The following is a 15,958-nucleotide window of genomic DNA, read 5'->3' on the forward strand; positions in this document are numbered from 1 at the left end:
TGACTGGAAGGATCGCCCATCATGGCGACGAAGCTGTCCCAGGAAGAGCTGCTCGCGCAGTTCGAGACCCTCACCCTCATCGAGCTCTCCGAGTTCGTGAAGGCGTTCGAGGAGAAGTTCGACGTCACCGCCGCCGCCGCGGTCGCCGCTGCCCCGGCCGGCCCGGCCGCCGCCGCCGAGGTCGCTGAGGAGCAGGACGAGTTCGACGTCATCCTCACGGGTGCCGGCGAGAAGAAGATCCAGGTCATCAAGGTCGTGCGTGAGCTGACCTCGCTGGGTCTGAAGGAGGCCAAGGACCTCGTGGACGGCGCTCCGAAGCCCGTTCTCGAGAAGGTCACCAAGGAGGCCGCCGAGAAGGCTGCCGAGTCCCTCAAGGCCGCCGGCGCCGGCGTCGAGGTCAAGTAACACCCTTGGGAGCCCGCTGAGGGCTCTCGTGGCAGCTGACGTGGGGTTCCTGAGAGCCCTGTAACGCTGACGCAGTGAAGAGCGATCATCCATCTGGGTGGTCGCTCTTCGGCGTTCGAGGGGTCGGGTCGTGGCTGCCTTGCAGGCTCGGTGACGGCGAGTAAGGTGATCTTCGTCGTGCCTCCGAACGCCCCTGGTGACGTCCCGTACGTGACGATGGCAGCACCGGGTCGGGGCATGGAGGCCTTGACGAACTGCACGTAGCGCGCAATTCTCAGGACGCGTCGTCACAACGATCCGAATCCGAGGCATGGATCGGTGGCGAAGAGGGCAGTATCGATGTGCATCGAGGGCGTGGCTTGCAGCAGGGGTTGAGAGCAACGAGGGTCTTCAAAAACCCGCACTGGACATCAGTGGGCCTAGTGGCTACACTGACCCTTTGCGCTGCCTGTTAGCTGCCTCCTGCCCGTCACCAGGGGCATGCCCTCGCTTGAGCACCGACGATCGGACCTTCTCCGACCTGGCCTTTTACGGCTGGTCAGTGGAGCGCCTGTCTCTGTGCCCCGGTGAGGGGCCGGTACGCGCGTAGTGAGTCCGAGCCCTCGGAAGGACCCCCTCTTGGCCGCCTCGCGCACTGCCTCCGCGAATACAAACTATGGCGCCAGCACTGCCCCGCTGCGCATCTCCTTTGCAAAGATCAAGGAGCCCCTCGAGGTTCCGAACCTCCTTGCGCTGCAAACCGAGAGCTTCGACTGGCTGCTCGGTAACGCCGCGTGGAAGGCTCGCGTCGAGGCTGCTCTGGACAGCGGACAGGACGTCCCCACCAAGTCCGGTCTGGAGGAGATCTTCGAGGAGATCTCCCCGATCGAGGACTTCTCCGGGTCGATGTCCCTGACGTTCCGCGACCACCGTTTCGAGCCTCCGAAGAACTCGATCGACGAGTGCAAGGACCGTGACTTCACGTACTCCGCGCCTCTCTTCGTCACGGCCGAGTTCACCAACAACGAGACCGGCGAGATCAAGTCCCAGACGGTCTTCATGGGCGACTTCCCGCTCATGACCAACAAGGGCACCTTCGTCATCAACGGCACCGAGCGTGTCGTCGTGTCGCAGCTGGTCCGTTCGCCGGGTGTCTACTTCGACTCCTCCATCGACAAGACGTCCGACAAGGACATCTTCGCGTCCAAGGTGATCCCCTCCCGGGGTGCCTGGCTGGAGATGGAGATCGACAAGCGCGACATGGTCGGTGTCCGCATCGACCGCAAGCGCAAGCAGTCCGTCACCGTTCTGCTGAAGGCTCTCGGTTGGACGACCGAGCAGATCCTGGAGGAGTTCGGCGAGTACGAGTCGATGCGCGCCACCCTGGAGAAGGACCACACCCAGGGCCAGGACGACGCGCTGCTCGACATCTACCGCAAGCTCCGTCCGGGCGAGCCGCCGACCCGTGAGGCCGCGCAGACGCTTCTGGAGAACCTGTACTTCAACCCGAAGCGCTACGACCTCGCCAAGGTCGGCCGTTACAAGGTCAACAAGAAGCTGGGCGGCGAGGCCCCGCTGGACGCCGGTGTGCTGACCGTCGAGGACATCATCTCGACGATCAAGTACCTGGTGAAGCTGCACGCCGGTGAGACCGAGACCGTTGGCGACAACGGCACGACGATCGTCGTCGAGACCGACGACATCGACCACTTCGGCAACCGTCGTCTGCGCAACGTCGGCGAGCTCATCCAGAACCAGGTCCGTACGGGTCTGGCGCGTATGGAGCGAGTCGTCCGCGAGCGCATGACGACCCAGGACGTCGAGGCGATCACGCCGCAGACCCTGATCAACATCCGGCCGGTCGTCGCCTCCATCAAGGAGTTCTTCGGCACCAGCCAGCTGTCGCAGTTCATGGACCAGAACAACCCGCTGTCGGGTCTCACCCACAAGCGCCGTCTGTCGGCTCTTGGCCCGGGTGGTCTCTCCCGTGAGCGGGCCGGCTTCGAGGTCCGTGACGTGCACCCCTCGCACTACGGCCGCATGTGTCCGATCGAGACCCCCGAAGGCCCGAACATCGGCCTGATCGGCTCGCTCGCCTCCTACGGCCGGGTCAACGCGTTCGGCTTCGTCGAGACGCCGTACCGCAAGGTCGTCGAGGGTGTCGTCACCGACGACGTCGACTACCTGACCGCCGACGAAGAAGACCGCTTCGTGATCGCCCAGGCGAACGCGATCCTCTCCGAGGACATGCGCTTCGAGGAGTCCCGCGTTCTCGTCCGCCGCCGTGGCGGCGAGATCGACTACATCCCCGGCGACGACGTCGACTACATGGACGTCTCCCCGCGCCAGATGGTGTCCGTCGCGACCGCGATGATCCCCTTCCTGGAGCACGACGACGCCAACCGTGCCCTCATGGGCGCGAACATGATGCGCCAGGCCGTGCCGCTGATCACCGCCGAGGCCCCCCTCGTCGGTACGGGCATGGAGTACCGCTGCGCCGTCGACGCCGGCGACGTCATCAAGGCCGAGAAGGCGGGTGTCGTCCAGGAGGTCTCCGCGGACTACATCACCGTCGCCAACGACGACGGCACGTACACCACGTACCGCGTCGCGAAGTTCTCGCGCTCCAACCAGGGCACCTCGGTCAACCAGAAGGTTGTCGTGGACGAGGGCGACCGGATCGTCGAGAACCAGGTTCTCGCCGACGGGCCGGCCACCCAGGAAGGCGAGATGGCGCTGGGCAAGAACCTGCTCGTCGCCTTCATGCCGTGGGAGGGTCACAACTACGAGGACGCGATCATCCTGTCGCAGCGCCTCGTGCAGGACGACGTCCTCTCCTCGATCCACATCGAGGAGCACGAGGTCGACGCCCGTGACACCAAGCTCGGCCCCGAGGAGATCACCCGGGACATCCCGAACGTCTCCGAGGAGGTCCTCGCCGACCTCGACGAGCGCGGCATCATCCGCATCGGTGCCGAGGTCGTCGCCGGTGACATCCTCGTCGGCAAGGTCACGCCCAAGGGCGAGACCGAGCTGACCCCCGAGGAGCGCCTGCTCCGCGCGATCTTCGGTGAGAAGGCGCGCGAGGTGCGTGACACCTCGCTGAAGGTGCCGCACGGCGAGATCGGCAAGGTCATCGGCGTCCGCGTCTTCGACCGCGAGGAGGGCGACGAGCTGCCGCCGGGCGTGAACCAGCTGGTTCGGGTCTACGTGGCGCAGAAGCGCAAGATCACGGACGGTGACAAGCTCGCCGGCCGCCACGGCAACAAGGGTGTTATCTCCAAGATCCTGCCCATCGAGGACATGCCGTTCCTCGAGGACGGGACCCCGGTCGACATCATCCTCAACCCGCTCGGTGTGCCATCCCGAATGAACCCGGGACAGGTGCTGGAGATCCACCTCGGCTGGCTCGCCAGCCGCGGCTGGGACGTCTCCGGGCTCGCGGACGACTGGGCGCAGCGCCTCCAGGCCATCGAGGCCGACGTGGTCGCCCCCGGCACGAACGTCGCCACCCCCGTCTTCGACGGTGCGCGTGAGGACGAGCTGGCCGGTCTGCTGAACCACACGATCCCGAACCGCGACGGATCGCGCATGGTGCTCCCGACCGGCAAGGCGCCGCTCTTCGACGGCCGCTCCGGCGAGCCGTTCCCGGAGCCGGTCTCGGTCGGCTACATGTACATCCTCAAGCTCCACCACCTGGTCGACGACAAGCTGCACGCGCGTTCGACCGGTCCGTACTCGATGATCACCCAGCAGCCGCTGGGTGGTAAGGCCCAGTTCGGTGGCCAGCGATTCGGTGAGATGGAGGTGTGGGCGCTGGAGGCTTATGGCGCCGCGTACGCCCTCCAGGAGCTGCTGACCATCAAGTCCGACGACGTCACCGGCCGCGTGAAGGTCTACGAGGCCATCGTCAAGGGCGAGAACATCCCCGAGCCCGGCATCCCCGAGTCCTTCAAGGTGCTCATCAAGGAGATGCAGTCTCTCTGCCTCAACGTGGAGGTGCTGTCCAGTGACGGTATGTCCATCGAAATGCGTGACACCGACGAGGACGTCTTCCGCGCGGCGGAGGAGCTCGGCATCGACCTGTCCCGGCGTGAGCCGAGCAGCGTCGAAGAGGTCTGACGGGAGTGCGGAGGCCTTCACCATGAAGGCCTCCGGCCCCAGGACCCCCGTATCAGACCCCATGACTTACAACCCTGAGAGGGATTGACGCATAGTGCTCGACGTCAACTTCTTCGACGAGCTCCGGATCGGTCTGGCCACCGCTGACGACATCCGTCAGTGGAGCCACGGCGAGGTCAAGAAGCCCGAGACGATCAACTACCGCACGCTCAAGCCCGAAAAGGACGGACTCTTCTGCGAGAAGATCTTCGGTCCGACCCGGGACTGGGAGTGCTACTGCGGCAAGTACAAGCGCGTCCGCTTCAAGGGCATCATCTGTGAGCGCTGTGGCGTCGAGGTCACTCGCGCCAAGGTGCGCCGTGAGCGGATGGGTCACATCGAGCTGGCCGCTCCCGTCACCCACATCTGGTACTTCAAGGGCGTTCCGTCGCGTCTTGGCTACCTGCTCGACCTCGCCCCGAAGGACCTCGAGAAGGTCATCTACTTCGCGGCGTACATGATCACGTACGTCGACGACGAGCGTCGTACCCGTGACCTGCCCTCGCTGGAGGCGCATGTCTCGGTCGAGCGGCAGCAGATCGAGAACCGGCGTGACTCCGACCTCGAAGCCCGCGCCAAGAAGCTCGAGAGCGACCTGGGCGAGCTGGAGGCCGAGGGCGCCAAGGCCGACGTACGCCGCAAGGTGCGCGAAGGTGCCGAGCGGGAGATGAAGCAGCTGCGGGACCGTTCGCAGCGCGAGATCGACCGTCTCGACGAGGTGTGGACCCGGTTCAAGAACCTCAAGGTCCAGGACCTGGAGGGCGACGAGCTGCTCTACCGCGAGCTGCGCGACCGCTTCGGGACCTACTTCGACGGTTCGATGGGTGCCGCGGCGCTGCAGAAGCGCCTGGAGTCCTTCGACCTGGAGGAGGAGGCCGAGCGCCTCCGCGAGATCATCCGTACCGGCAAGGGCCAGAAGAAGACCCGTGCGCTGAAGCGGCTGAAGGTCGTGTCTGCGTTCCTGCAGACCTCCAACAGCCCCAAGGGCATGGTTCTCGACTGCGTCCCGGTCATCCCGCCGGACCTCCGCCCGATGGTGCAGCTGGACGGTGGCCGCTTCGCGACCTCCGACCTGAACGACCTGTACCGCCGTGTGATCAACCGCAACAACCGTCTGAAGCGGCTTCTCGACCTCGGTGCTCCCGAGATCATCGTGAACAACGAGAAGCGCATGCTTCAGGAGGCCGTCGACGCCCTCTTCGACAACGGCCGTCGTGGCCGTCCGGTCACCGGTCCCGGTAACCGCCCGCTGAAGTCCCTGAGCGACATGCTCAAGGGCAAGCAGGGTCGATTCCGTCAGAACCTGCTCGGCAAGCGTGTGGACTACTCCGCGCGTTCCGTGATCGTCGTCGGTCCGCAGCTGAAGCTGCACCAGTGCGGTCTGCCGAAGGCGATGGCGCTGGAGCTGTTCAAGCCGTTCGTCATGAAGCGGCTGGTCGACCTCAACCACGCGCAGAACATCAAGTCCGCCAAGCGCATGGTCGAGCGCGGCCGGACCGTCGTGTACGACGTGCTGGAAGAGGTCATCGCGGAGCACCCGGTTCTGCTGAACCGTGCGCCCACGCTGCACCGCCTCGGCATCCAGGCCTTCGAGCCGCAGCTGGTCGAGGGCAAGGCCATCCAGATCCACCCGCTCGTCTGCACCGCGTTCAACGCGGACTTCGACGGTGACCAGATGGCCGTGCACCTGCCGCTCTCCGCGGAGGCGCAGGCCGAGGCCCGCATCCTGATGCTGTCCTCGAACAACATCCTCAAGCCCGCCGACGGCCGTCCGGTGACGATGCCGACCCAGGACATGGTCCTCGGTCTGTTCTTCCTCACCACCGACGGTGAACTGCGTGACGTCAAGGGCGAGGGCCGTGCGTTCGGCTCCGCGGCCGAGGCGACCATGGCGTTCGACAACGGTGAGCTGGCGCTGCAGTCGGCTGTCGACATCCGCTTCCCGGTGGGCACCATCCCGCCGCGCGGCTGGACCCCGCCGGTCCGCGAGGAGGGCGAGCCCGAGTGGCAGCAGGGGGACTCGTTCCGTCTGCGCACCACCCTGGGCCGCGCGCTCTTCAACGAGCTGCTGCCCGAGGACTACCCGTTCGTCGACTACTCGGTCGGCAAGAAGCAGCTCTCCGAGATCGTCAACGACCTCGCCGAGCGCTACCCCAAGGTCATCGTGGCGGCGACGCTCGACAACCTGAAGGCGGCCGGCTTCTTCTGGGCGACCCGCTCCGGCGTCACCGTGGCCATCTCCGACATCGTCGTTCCCGAGGCGAAGAAGGAGATCGTCAAGGGCTTCGAGGCGCAGGACGAGAAGGTCCAGAAGCAGTACGAGCGCGGTCTGATCACCAAGGACGAGCGCACTCAGGAGCTCATCGCGATCTGGACCAAGGCGACCAACGAGGTCGCCGAGGCGATGAACGCGAACTTCCCCAAGACGAACCCCATCTTCATGATGGTTGACTCGGGTGCCCGAGGAAACATGATGCAGATGCGGCAGATCGCCGGTATGCGTGGTCTGGTGTCGAACGCCAAGAACGAGACGATCCCTCGTCCCATCAAGGCGTCCTTCCGCGAGGGCCTGTCCGTGCTGGAGTACTTCATCTCCACCCACGGTGCCCGTAAGGGTCTCGCCGACACCGCCCTGCGTACCGCCGACTCGGGTTACCTCACCCGTCGTCTGGTGGACGTCTCGCAGGACGTCATCATCCGCGAGGAGGACTGCGGCACCGACCGTGGCCTCAAGCTGGCGATCGCCGAGCGCGGCGACGACGGTGTGCTGCGCAAGACCGAGAACGTCGAGACGTCGGTGTACGCCCGTGCGCTGGCCGAGGACATCACCATCGACGGACGTGTGCTGGCCCCGGCCAACACCGACCTCGGTGACGTCCTGATCGACGAGCTGGTCCGGCACGGCGTCGAGGAGGTCAAGACCCGCTCGGTCCTGACCTGCGAGTCCGCCGTCGGCACCTGCGCCATGTGCTACGGCCGTTCGCTGGCCACCGGCAAGCTGGTCGACATCGGTGAGGCGGTCGGCATCATCGCCGCCCAGTCCATCGGTGAGCCCGGTACCCAGCTGACGATGCGTACCTTCCACACCGGTGGTGTGGCCGGTGACGACATCACCCAGGGTCTGCCCCGTGTCGTCGAGCTCTTCGAGGCTCGTACGCCCAAGGGTGTCGCCCCGATCTCGGAGGCGGCAGGCCGCGTCCGTATCGAGGAGACCGAGAAGACCAAGAAGCTCGTCATCACCCCGGACGACGGCAGTGAAGAGACGGCGTTCCCGATCTCGAAGCGCGCCAAGGTCATGGTGCGTGAGGGTGACCACGTCGAGGTGGGCCAGAAGCTCACCTTCGGTGCCACCAACCCGCACGACGTGCTGCGGATCCTCGGTCAGCGTGCGGTCCAGGTCCACCTGGTCGGCGAGGTCCAGAAGGTCTACAACTCGCAGGGTGTGTCGATCCACGACAAGCACATCGAGATCATCATCCGGCAGATGCTCCGCCGCGTGACGATCATCGAGTCCGGCGACGCCGAGCTGCTGCCCGGCGAGCTGGTCGAGCGTGGCAAGTTCGAGACCGAGAACCGTCGTGTGGTCCAGGAAGGCGGCCACCCGGCCTCCGGCCGTCCGCAGCTGATGGGTATCACCAAGGCCTCGCTGGCGACGGAGTCCTGGCTGTCGGCCGCCTCCTTCCAGGAGACGACCCGAGTCCTGACGGATGCGGCGATCAACGCCAAGTCCGACAGCCTCATCGGCCTCAAGGAGAACGTCATCATCGGTAAGCTCATCCCGGCCGGTACGGGTCTGTCCCGCTACCGCAACATCCGGGTGGAGCCCACCGAGGAGGCCAAGGCCGCGATGTACTCGGCCGTCGGCTACGACGACATCGACTACTCGCCGTTCGGCACGGGCTCCGGCCAGGCCGTTCCGCTGGAGGACTACGACTACGGTCCGTACAACCAGTAAGGCGTACGTCTGCTGAAGGGCGGCCACTCCGTTTCGTACGGGGTGGCCGCCCTTCGGCGTGTTCTCAGCGTTGCTGCTGGAGGTACGGCTGGAGGTGGTGCAGCCGGGTGTGGTAGTCCGGGTGGGAGGAGAGCAGCTTGCTCAGCGGGCTCTCCTCCGGCGGCACACCGCCGTTGAGCGCGGCGAGCGCCGCCGTCTGCGCCTGCTCGTCCTGGTGCAGCTTGTCGAGTACGGCGGCCAGCATCGGCGCGAAGCCGAGCGCTGCCGCGTGCTCGTCGGCGCGGAGTTCGGCGCGGCGGCCGACGGCGGCGAGGGCGTACGGCACGGCGAGGATCAGCAGGGGCAGGCCGTACAGGGTGCTGATGGTCGCCAGGGCGATGCTGCCGAGGACGAGTACGACGAAGGCGACGCCGAAGCAGGAGAAGGCGCGGGACACCTTGAAGACGATCACGGAGAGGGCGCGCAGGACCCGCCAGGCGATCCGGCCGGGCTGCGCGTACCAGTAGCCGAGGAGCCCGGACCAGGCGTGGCCGCCGACGTGGTGGCCCAGCTCGTGTGCCATGACGGCGGCGAGTTCGCCGTTGGGCAGCTCGTTCATGGCGAAGCGGGTGACGCCGACGATGTGGCCGGCGGCGGCGACCGCGTTCAGACCGTCGCTGTCCTCGACCCAGAGTTCGTAATTGCGCCCCTCGACGCCCGCGCGGGCGGTGACCTCACGCCAGACCGGTTCGAGTTTGGCTCGTTCTTGTGGAGTGGGGTGGCGCAGATGAAGCAAACGGCGCGCGAGGGCGCTTTCGGTGGGCCGGTGGAACACGAGTGCGCCGCTCAGCAGCCAGAGGATGACGACGAGGAACGCGAGTTCCTGGAAGAAGAGCGAGAAGAGGCTGACGACGAGGAGGCTGCAGAGGAAGTTCGGGAGATAGAGGAGCAGGTTCCCCACGGCGGTGGCGTCGGTACGGCGCTGGTGGGCGGAGATGTGGACGCGCCCGCGGTCGGTGGGGATGTGGTGGGGGTGGGGCGGGGCCGGCGGCGCGGGAGCGGGGTTGGCGGTGGGCGGGGCGGGCGCGGCCGGGTAGTGCTGTGGGGGCGCGTACTGCGGGGGGACGGGCGGCTGCGGCTGGGCGGTGGTGGCCTGGGGGTAGGGCGGCGGGGGCTGGGCGGGGGCGGCGCCGGGGTAGGCGGGTTGCTGGGCCGGGTTCAGGGGTGAGCCCGGGTAGGCGGGGGGTTGGGTGGAGTCGGGGTATGGGTAGGCGGGTTGCTGGGCCGCGTCCGGGGGTGAGCCCGGGTAGGCCGGGGATTGGGCCGAGCCCGGGTACGGGTATGGGGGCTGCTGGGCCGGGTTCAGGGGTGAGCCCGGGTAGGCCGGGGTTTGGGTGGAGTCGGCGTACGGGTACTGGGGTGGCTGGGCCGGGTCCGGGTACTGGGGCGGCTGCTGAGGGGCCTGTGCTGCGGTCTGCGGGTACGCGGGAGCGGGCTGCCCGGGGTACGGCGGCGGGGTCGGCGCCTGCTCGGGGTATATCGGCGGGGCCGGGGGCTGGGCCGAGGTCTGCGCGGGGTAGGACGGCGGGACCGGAGGCCGGTGGGCGGCGGTCTCGGGGTACGTGGGCGGGACCAGGGGCTGCTCGGCGGGCTCGGGGTACTCCGGTGGTGACGAGGGTGGTGGCTGCGTCATGGTCTTCCTTCACGTGCGGGGACGGTGACTGAGTGGGCCGGTCCGGTGTCCGGTGTGTTCAGCCGATGAGCAGTGAGGCGGGGAGCAGGAGCGTGCCGGTGCAGAAGGAGATCAGGCCGGTACGGATCCACTGGTGCTTGCGCGTCGCGATACGGCTCGTCTCGGTGAGCGCCGAGGTGAGTGCGGCCGTGGGGTCGCGCTGGGTGTCGGCGAGCGCCGCCTCCAACCGGCCGAGCCGTACGGCCTGTTGGATGTCGGCGAAGTAGGAGAGGGGCTGGCCCGGAGCCCACGGTTCGGAGCGGTGGCGGGGCAGGACGGCGAGGAGCAGCGCGAACAGCGACAGCGCCAGGGAAGCGGCCCCGGCGCCCCAGACGACGGTGCCGAAGGTGCTGAGCGCGCCCGGGTTCCAGTTCCGCCCGGCGAGCAGCCCGCTGAACACACCGGCGGTCATCCCGAGCGCGGCGACCAGGACGGACGCCTTCGTGTCGGCGCGGGCGATCTCGGTACGGAGGTCCGCGAGGAGCCGCTCGCAGAGCTGGGCGGGGTCGGCGGGCGGGTCCGGCGTCGGCGTGGGACGCGGATCGAGCGTCGTCATGTCCCGCTGCCCGCCCTGTCCTCCTCGGTTCCGTCCCCGGTCCCGTCGGCCGACTCGTCCGCCGGTGCGTTCTGCTGCTCGGGGAGGGTCGGGGTACTGCCGTAGCCGGGGGGCGGCTGCCAGGCGGGGGCCTGGGGAGCGGGGTAGGGCTGCTGGTACGGGGCACCCGGCGGGACGTACGCGGCGGGCGGGGTGGGCGTGGGCGGTCCGGGGACATCGGCGGGGCCCGGGCCTCCGTACGAGGGAACGGCCCCGTACGGCCCGCCGGCACCCGGCATCGGTGCCTGGGTCGCGGGTGCCTGCGGGGCGCCCGGATACGGGCTCGCCGGGGGCTGAGCACCCCAGGCGGAGGCGGCCGGCACCTGACCGGGCGCGGCGCTCGGAGCCACCGGCGGCTGGGCAGCCTGAGCCGGGGTCGCGTCGTTAGGAAGCCGACCCGGGGTCCCGTACACAGAGCCGGGCTGCCCCGGGACGGGCCCCGGTTGCCCGGGGATGAGGCCCGCCGGGCCCGCTGCCGCAGGGACGAACCCCATCTGCCCAGCCACCCCGGGCACCCCCTGCCCGTACCCCGTCCCGTACGGGTCCCCATACGGGTCCCCCGGAGACGTCTCCCCGCCCGGAAGCAGCGGCGGAGGAGGCGTCTGCGGTACTCCCGGGAGGCGTTGGGTGAGGATGTCGCTGACCGTGCGCAGGGCCAGTTGCTTTGGGCCCTCCAACTCGAACTTCTCCGCGTTGTCGCCGTGGAGGAGGTCCTTCACCAGGTCCATCTGGGCCTGGATCATGCGGAGTTGGTCGTCGCGCATGCTCGTCATGACCAGGCGGGAGTCCTCGGGGTGCTGGGACAGGTGCAGGGCCCAGGCCTGCACGCCGCCCTGTTGCAGGTGGTACTGGTAGAAGGCGATCTTCTGGGCCTCGATCTGCTGCAACTCCAGTTCCTGATGGCCCCGTTGGATGGAGAGCTGGTGCTGCTGGGTGCTCTGCAGGGCCGCCTGTTCGTAGTCCCAGCGCTGTTGTTGCAGGGCCAGGTGCTGCTGCTGGGTGCCGTACGACATCGCGCGCTCGATCTGGAGGGCGTCCTGCTGGCGGTTGCGGCGGTCCACCTCCACGTCGATCTCGGAGCCGCGCTCGGCCACCCGTACCTGCTCGGTCGCCGAGTGGTCGATCGCCTGGAGGCGGCGCTGGTGGTCGATGTTCTCCTGGTCGCGGCGCAGGCGTAGGGTCCACGTGGTCTGGAGGCCCGCCGGGGCGCCCAGCGGGCCCAGGACGTTGATCGCCTGGAGGAGTTCCCTTTCCGCCGCCGCGCTCTCCGCGATCGGGAAGCGCCTGCTCACCGGGCGTGCCGCGCGCTGGAGTTCGCCGATGAGCAGCCCCGGCACGTCCCGGTGGCCGCTGCCCACGAACCGGGCCGGATCGACGACCTGCCAGGACATGTCGACCTCGGCCGAGAACTCGAACGCGTCGTTGTCACTGGGGAGTGTGAGCGTGCCCGAGAAGGGATGCACGCCCATGTCGACCTCGTACACCGCCGTGTAGTGCCGCGCCGCGATCTCGCTGCGCGTCGGACGGCGGGGCGGGAGGTAGGCCTCGTAGCCGCCCTTGGCGGTCGAGAAGACGAGCGCGTGGTCGATACGGACCGTCGACTTCAACGAGAGTTCGAAGCGCGACAGTTGCCGCACGGTGAGCACCGGGTCGATCAGCTGGGTGTGCCGGTCCGCGGACTGCTGCCACTCGGGCGGGCGGTGGAAGGCGGCCATCGTGCGTTGCTCCTCGGTGAGCGTGAGCGTGAGCGGGGACGTGACGACGTGCTAGCGGATGGGGAGTGTCGTGAGGAGGCGGGCCGCCACCGCCGGTGGGGCCGCGCCGTCCTCGCCCGGCATCGTCCGCAGGAGGTGGCCCAGGCGCTGGTGCTCCGGCGAGGTGGTGACCAGGGTCGGGAGCAGATGCGCCAGGGCCCACTCCGTGGTCGTCGAGCGGTCGGCGATCAGGACCCAGTCGCGCAGGACTTCGAGGGCGTACCGGGTCGCGTTGGGATCGTTCAGCGCCGCCCGCCACAGGAACGGGACGCTCTGCGCGGCGGCCGAGCGGTCGGTGACCGACCGCGCGTACCAGCCGAGGACCAGCGGATGGCCGTACCGCTCGTCGTCCTGGGTGTGGCGGCAGGCGCTGACGAAGCCGCCGATGGTCAGGTCGTGCACCGGGCGGTCGTCGGCCAGGTGCGCGCGCAGTTCGGCGAGGACGGGGTCGCCGGCCTCGGAGAGGAGCAACAGGGCGACGGCCTCGCGCAGTTCGTCGGCCATCTCGCGGTCGAAGGCGTCCCGGTCGCCGAGGTTGTCGTACAGGCTGCGGGCCGCCGTGCGCAGTGCGGCCAGGGCCTGCTCGGGGCGTTCGGGGCCGATCAGCGCGTACGCCCGTACGGCCACCCAGCGCAGCCGCCGGTCCTCGTGCCTGGACCACTCGTCGAGGATGCGCGGGATGTTCGGCGTGCCGATGAGGTGGGCGAGGGTGAGCGAGTTGACGGCCACCAGCCGGTGCCGGAAGCGGTTGGAGGTCGCCCAGGGTTCGATGACCAGGGCCATCGCCGAGGGCAGATCCGTGCGGGCCAGGACGGCCACCGTGGACGCGGCCCGGGTACGGACCAACGGGCGCCCGTCGTCGGCCAGTTGGCGCAGCCAGCTGATCAGCGCGGGGCGGGCGGAGGGATGGCCCGTCCAGACCTCGCGCAGGAGGACGAGGGAGGCGCGGTCGTCGATGAACCGGGCCTTCTGCTGGGTCACCGGGCCCCACTCGGTGTGCTCGTCGTCCTCGTACCGCTCGGCGCGGGCGAGTTGGAGCCGTTTGCCGATGTGGGTGCCGAAGACGGGGACCTCGGGGACGCCCACCGGGTTCTGCGTCTTCTGCAGGAACCGGTAGAGCAGGTCGCTGAGTTCGGCGGTGAGGGCGTACGGGCCGTCGTCGAACGCGGCCAGCGCGACCAGGAACGCCTTGTCGCGCAGATGGATCGACGCCTCGTCCTCCTCGAACCACTCCTGGACCTGGTTCTCCAGGGATATGAGGGAGAACTGGGCTACGGCGTCCTCGGTGACCTCGCCCGCCGCGTGCCGGCCGAGCAGCTGCGCGAACGCGGCGACCTCGCGCAACTGGTGACTGCGGCTCAGGAACTCGGTCACGTCCGGGAGTTCGAGCAGCTTCGCCGTCGTCTCCTCGTCCGTGACACGGGTGCGGAGGTGCGCGGCGAGTACGTCGGCCGCGGGTGGCGTGTGCCATTCGACGACCGGTACGTCCTCCAGCACGGCGGTGTGGCCGACGGTGACGACGAGGTATCCATCCTGCGCGGCCAGGCGGTCACGGGCGGCGAGGAGGTGGTGCTCGCGGAGGGGGCGGTCGCGGCGGGTGGCCAGGTCGGCGAGGACATAGCCCCGGGGCCGGTTCCCGGGCTGGTTCCGGGGCTGCTCGGCGGGTTCGTCCGCCGCGGTGAACTTGTCCGCCAGCGTGCTCGGGCTCGTGTCGCGGTCCAGCGTGTGTACGGGGGCCGCCCCGAGCCGGTGCAGGAGGGCCAGGGCGGCCGTACGTCTGCCGGTGAAGCGGGCGCCGGACAGGACGAGGACACGGTCGCGGCGCAGCCGTACGAGCAGGTCCTCGACGGTCGCGTCGGCGGCGACGAACGAGGCGGCGAGCCGGTCCAGCGTGGTCTGCGGGACCTCGCCGGAGGCGGAGGCTGCGGCGGACGGGGCGGCGAACCCGGATATCGCCCACTGGTGGATCTCCGTCTTGCTGCCCATGATCACGTCACCGGTGACCCGGCCGCCGCTGACGCCGTGCTGGTCGCCGCCGACCAGGCCGCCGCCGAAGCGGGAACGGTCGCCGACGTTCATGGTCCGGGGGCTGTGGTCGATCAGGTCGCGCCGGGCCGACCAGGCGGTCTGGGCCTGCTCGCGGTCCTCCGATCCCTCGGCGCCCTCGGCCTCCTTCGCCTCCTTGGCGGCGCCGTCTCTGCCGTCCTTGCCGTCGTCGGAGACGGCCGGGTCGTCGGCGGGGCCGGGACGCGTGGCCTCCGCCGCGTCCGTGGTGCTCACGAGCCGTCACCCCCGTTGCGGCCGCCCATGATGACGTCCCCGGTGACCTGCCCGCCGCTGACGCCGTGCTGGTCGCCGGCCACCACGTTGCCGCCGATGCTGACGGCACCGTTGAAGTTGAAGACGGGGCCCGGGGAGGGGCGGCTCTCGGGCGCCGGCGAGATGCCCTGCGCGGGCACCCTCGGTGACTCCGCCGTCCCCGCCGTCTGCGTCGGTTCCGGTGACTCCGGGGTCTGCGGCGCCGGGCGGTCCCCCGAACCGCCCGGCGCCTCCCCCATCCCCGTGTCACGGTGGTCCTGGTCGGCCGGGCCGGCCGGGGCTGCGTCGTATCCGCTGGGCAGCGGGCCGTGCAGCCAGGCCTTCATCGAGCCGTTCTTGGTGTCGACCCCGACCGGGTGGAACTCGTCGGCCGGGATGCCGGGGTGGTTGTGCCGTACGACACCCCCGTACAGGGAGTCCGAGACGATCAGCGCGAAGTCGTGGGGGCGTTCGCGCAGGGCCGCCCGCAGCAGCTGGGCGTCCAGCAGCCGGCAGGCGTTGTTCAGGTCGGTGCCGACCCAGCCGTCGTGCTCGTCCACGGCCACGTACCCGGTGGCGACGACCCCGCGCAGCCGGATCTGGGCCGAGCTGGACGCCATGCGGTTGACGGCGCGCAGCTGGGCCGGGACGTCCACGAGCAGGGCTCGCAGCAGGGCGGTGACCGGGGCGTTCGCGTCGATCAGCTCCATCACGGAGTCCCCGCGGTCGGCACGCAGGCGGCGGGTCTCGTCGATGCCGGCGCTTTCGAGTGTGCGGTCCGTGATGTCGTACAGCATGCGACGCAGGTACGCCTGCTCCACGTCGTCCCGGTCGCTGAACCTCTCTATGTCCAGCAGCAGGATCGTGCGGCTCACGGGGTCGGTCATGGTCGCCCTTCGACAAATGTGGGGGTTGCTTGCAGCAGCGTGGCGGGTGGGGGCGGTGTGTTGTGAGGGCGGATGACGCAGTCGGAGTGTGTAGGGGTACACATAAGGGGGTTGGTGGCTGCGGGAGTTGAGGTGAGCGTCGTACCTGGGGGCTGCCGCCCCCAGACCCCCGCTTCGGCCTGAACGGCCTCGTCCTCAATCGCCGGACGGGCT

8 protein-coding genes are annotated in these 15,958 nt (G+C 69.0%); 3 read left to right on the forward strand and 5 right to left on the reverse strand.

Annotation, left to right across the window (positions count from 1 at the left end; translation table 11 throughout):
- Positions 1-21: 21 nt before the first annotated feature.
- From rplL to ACWDR4_RS11510, 3 genes are all read left to right on the forward strand, one after another.
- Positions 22-405 (forward strand): 50S ribosomal protein L7/L12, encoded by a 384-nt coding sequence (gene rplL, locus ACWDR4_RS11500; RefSeq protein ID WP_330290560.1) that lies wholly within the window; start codon positions 22-24, stop codon positions 403-405.
- A gap of 618 nt (positions 406-1,023) precedes the next feature.
- Positions 1,024-4,506, forward strand: coding sequence for a DNA-directed RNA polymerase subunit beta (gene rpoB / locus ACWDR4_RS11505; protein WP_450406933.1), 3,483 nt, complete (start codon positions 1,024-1,026; stop codon positions 4,504-4,506).
- A gap of 94 nt (positions 4,507-4,600) precedes the next feature.
- Positions 4,601-8,500 (forward strand): DNA-directed RNA polymerase subunit beta', encoded by a 3,900-nt coding sequence (locus ACWDR4_RS11510; protein ID WP_450406936.1) that lies wholly within the window; start codon positions 4,601-4,603, stop codon positions 8,498-8,500.
- A gap of 64 nt (positions 8,501-8,564) precedes the next feature.
- On the opposite strand, the gene ACWDR4_RS11515 is transcribed toward ACWDR4_RS11510, so the two are convergent.
- Genes ACWDR4_RS11515 through ACWDR4_RS11535 form a run of 5 tightly spaced genes read right to left on the reverse strand, consistent with a single transcriptional unit; the run spans position 8,565 to position 15,745 of the window.
- The gene (locus tag ACWDR4_RS11515; RefSeq protein ID WP_450406938.1) at positions 8,565-10,172 is read right to left on the reverse strand and encodes a M48 family metalloprotease; all 1,608 of its coding nucleotides are present in this window, start codon (positions 10,170-10,172) and stop codon (positions 8,565-8,567) included.
- A gap of 58 nt (positions 10,173-10,230) precedes the next feature.
- Positions 10,231-10,767, reverse strand: a complete 537-nt coding sequence (locus ACWDR4_RS11520) for a Pycsar system effector family protein (protein WP_450406941.1) — start codon at positions 10,765-10,767, stop codon at positions 10,231-10,233.
- The gene (locus tag ACWDR4_RS11525) at positions 10,764-12,521 is read right to left on the reverse strand and encodes a hypothetical protein (protein ID WP_450406944.1); all 1,758 of its coding nucleotides are present in this window, start codon (positions 12,519-12,521) and stop codon (positions 10,764-10,766) included. The genes ACWDR4_RS11520 and ACWDR4_RS11525 overlap by 4 nt, the downstream gene beginning before the upstream one ends.
- Positions 12,522-12,572: 51 nt before the next feature.
- On the reverse strand, positions 12,573-14,840 hold the full coding sequence (locus ACWDR4_RS11530) for a hypothetical protein (RefSeq protein WP_450406946.1): 2,268 nt from the start codon (positions 14,838-14,840) through the stop codon (positions 12,573-12,575).
- A complete protein-coding gene (locus ACWDR4_RS11535) occupies positions 14,837-15,745 on the reverse strand; it encodes a hypothetical protein (protein ID WP_450406949.1) in 909 nt (302 codons plus the stop codon). The genes ACWDR4_RS11530 and ACWDR4_RS11535 overlap by 4 nt, the downstream gene beginning before the upstream one ends.
- Positions 15,746-15,958 lie beyond the last annotated feature (213 nt).

The organism is Streptomyces sp. NPDC000878 (genome assembly GCF_053599695.1).

Bases quoted from the DNA above. Each gene is read 5' to 3' on its own strand.
- rplL (WP_330290560.1), top strand. From the start codon at position 22: ATGGCGACGAAGCTGTCCCAGGAAGAGCTGCTCGCGCAGTTCGAGACC.
- ACWDR4_RS11515 (WP_450406938.1), bottom strand. From the start codon at position 10,172: ATGACGCAGCCACCACCCTCGTCACCACCGGAGTACCCCGAGCCCGCC.
- ACWDR4_RS11520 (WP_450406941.1), bottom strand. From the start codon at position 10,767: ATGACGACGCTCGATCCGCGTCCCACGCCGACGCCGGACCCGCCCGCC.
- ACWDR4_RS11525 (WP_450406944.1), bottom strand. From the start codon at position 12,521: ATGGCCGCCTTCCACCGCCCGCCCGAGTGGCAGCAGTCCGCGGACCGG.
- ACWDR4_RS11535 (WP_450406949.1), bottom strand. From the start codon at position 15,745: ATGACCGACCCCGTGAGCCGCACGATCCTGCTGCTGGACATAGAGAGG.